The organism is Sporomusa sp., from assembly GCF_057736855.1.
Window position 1 is genome coordinate 1 of the sequence record NZ_JBYKYF010000191.1, and the last position, 2,240, is coordinate 2,240.

The 2,240-nt window shown below is 46.3% G+C and carries 1 protein-coding gene and 1 pseudogene; both read left to right on the forward strand.

Going from position 1 to position 2,240, the window contains the following annotated elements; all coding sequences use genetic code 11:
• The coding region (locus AC29Z1_RS12140; RefSeq protein WP_488271728.1) for a BamA/OMP85 family outer membrane protein at positions 1–1,426 on the forward strand (1,426 nt) is incomplete at its 5' end.
• Between the two features lie 159 nt (positions 1,427–1,585).
• Positions 1,586–2,240, forward strand: a pseudogene (locus AC29Z1_RS12145) (hypothetical protein); the annotation flags it as partial.

Sequence of the window (2,240 nt, forward strand, 5' to 3'; positions counted from 1 at the left end):
AAAACTTACAGACATTGTCGTTAAAGGCAACAACAAGGTATCTACCGAAAAAATTAAGGAATTGGTGACCACAGGCAAAGAGGGTATTCTGAATACCAGAACCCTTAATGCCAATATCCGGGCGATTGAGTCATATTATCATGACCAAGGCTATATTTTAGCCAAAGTAAGTGATGTGGCTATGTCGCCGTCTGGGGTATTGACCTTGACGATTAGTGAAGGTGTACTGGAAGGCATTGTGATCAAAGGTAACGACAAGACCAAGGATGAAGTTATTACCCGTGAAATGAAACTCAAAACCGGGGAACCTTTCAACGTCAAGGACGCCCGTCGCAGTATGCAAAAAGTGTACAACCTTGGTTACTTTGAGGATGTTAACATGAAACTTAATCCAGGCAAAGAACCCAATGCGGTTGTCCTGGAAGCCAGTGTCGTTGAACAAAAGACAGGCACATTCTCCATTGGCGGTGGTTATAGCAAAGCCGATGGTCTGGTTGGTATTATTGAACTGGGTGACAATAACTTCAGAGGCACTGGCGATAAAGTCAAATTACACTGGGAATTTGGCGGTGCTGATAATACCAACTATGAGGTAAGTTATACCCGCCCCTGGTTGGACAGCAAGCAAACTTCACTGAGTTTTAGTTTCTACGACATGACCAATGAGTATGATGATTATGATACTAATGGTCATTTGGAATCCACCTATGATAAAAACCGGAAAGGCTTTGATATTACGCTTGGCCGTCCGCATGGTGAATATCTACAAAACTATATAACTTTCAAAAACCGTCGAGACACGCATGTTGAATATATTGATGGTCCTTACGATTACTCGTCTAAAGACCCAAGCAAACTACCATACCCTAATTATTTGGAAAAGAACTTTGGTTTGACCCGCAGCATCACGTTGACCCGCGTGTTTGATTCCCGGGATAATGTGTTCAGTCCTACGGAAGGTGCCCGTTATTCTCTGTCGGCCGAGTTTGCCGGTAGAGCACTTGGCGGTGACTTTGACTATAACAAGTACACGCTTGAAGGCCGCAAATACTACAAAGTTGGTCGTGACCATGTAATTGCCTCCCGACTCACCATCGGTTATGCAGATGGCAGCATGCCTGACAATGGCAAATTCGCTGTTGGTGGTTCTGATACTCTGCGCGGTTACAAAGACGACCAGTTTGAAGGCGATAAAATGCTGGCCGCTACGGCCGAATACCGTTTCCCGGTGGTTAACAAAGTGCAAGGTGTAGTGTTCACCGATATTGCTAATGCCTGGGATGGTGAGGGGTACAAGCTTGATGATCTTAATGTCAGTGTTGGCGTAGGTTTACGTCTGAACACACCGATAGGACCTATTCGTCTTGACTATGCGCAAGGCGATCAGGGTGGTCGGGCTCACTTCAGCTTTGGCGGTCAGTTCTAAAACGGTATTAATGAATGAGTCAGGCCGCAGGCCTGACTCATTTAGTACAAGGAGGTATGCATCATTAGCGTAAGGTATCCACGCCAGATGATCGCTCTCAGCGTTATTGTCCTGCTACTGGTCTTGTGGCCCGGAGTTGGCAATGCGATAGCTCCAACTGTGGACAACATTGCCGTGACGATTATGGCCGCTGAGCCGCCACCTGACAGGGTTGCCAAGCGAATGACAGCAAGTATCACGACGGTTGGGGAAGAAATGCTTGTTGGACGCACGGTTACTGATGTTAAGACCAATCAGGTCAGTTATGAAAACCTTGTTAGGGAGATTTTTAACAGAGTTCTTGTTGGTTATAGTGTCGAGAGGGTGACGATTATACCAGGTACTACTACCCAAATTGTGGTGGGGTTAGCACCTTGGGGGGAAGTGATCCAAGATGTATCGGTTGAAATTGATAGTGTGGGTTTGTCACCCGATTTACTGAAACTAATTAACCAGGATATTGGACCGCTTAAAGAGCGGGTGGCCGATGTTTTAATCGGATTACCTGTTGACTCACTAGCTTGGGCTAGCAGCGTATCGAAGATGGTGATCCGAGAATGGTTAGCAAGCCAACTGCCGGAATTTCGCAGCAATCTGGAGATTACTGCCGGGGCAGAGACGCATATTAAACTATCACTGATTCCTATGGGTCCAGTGATTGATACGGTGGACGTTTCTTTGCGCTCTCGTACCATCCCTAATATATTGCTGGCAGAGGCAGGTTCTACTGTCCGTGAAAAGGCCGATATGATGCGTGGATTGCCAGTTGCTTTTG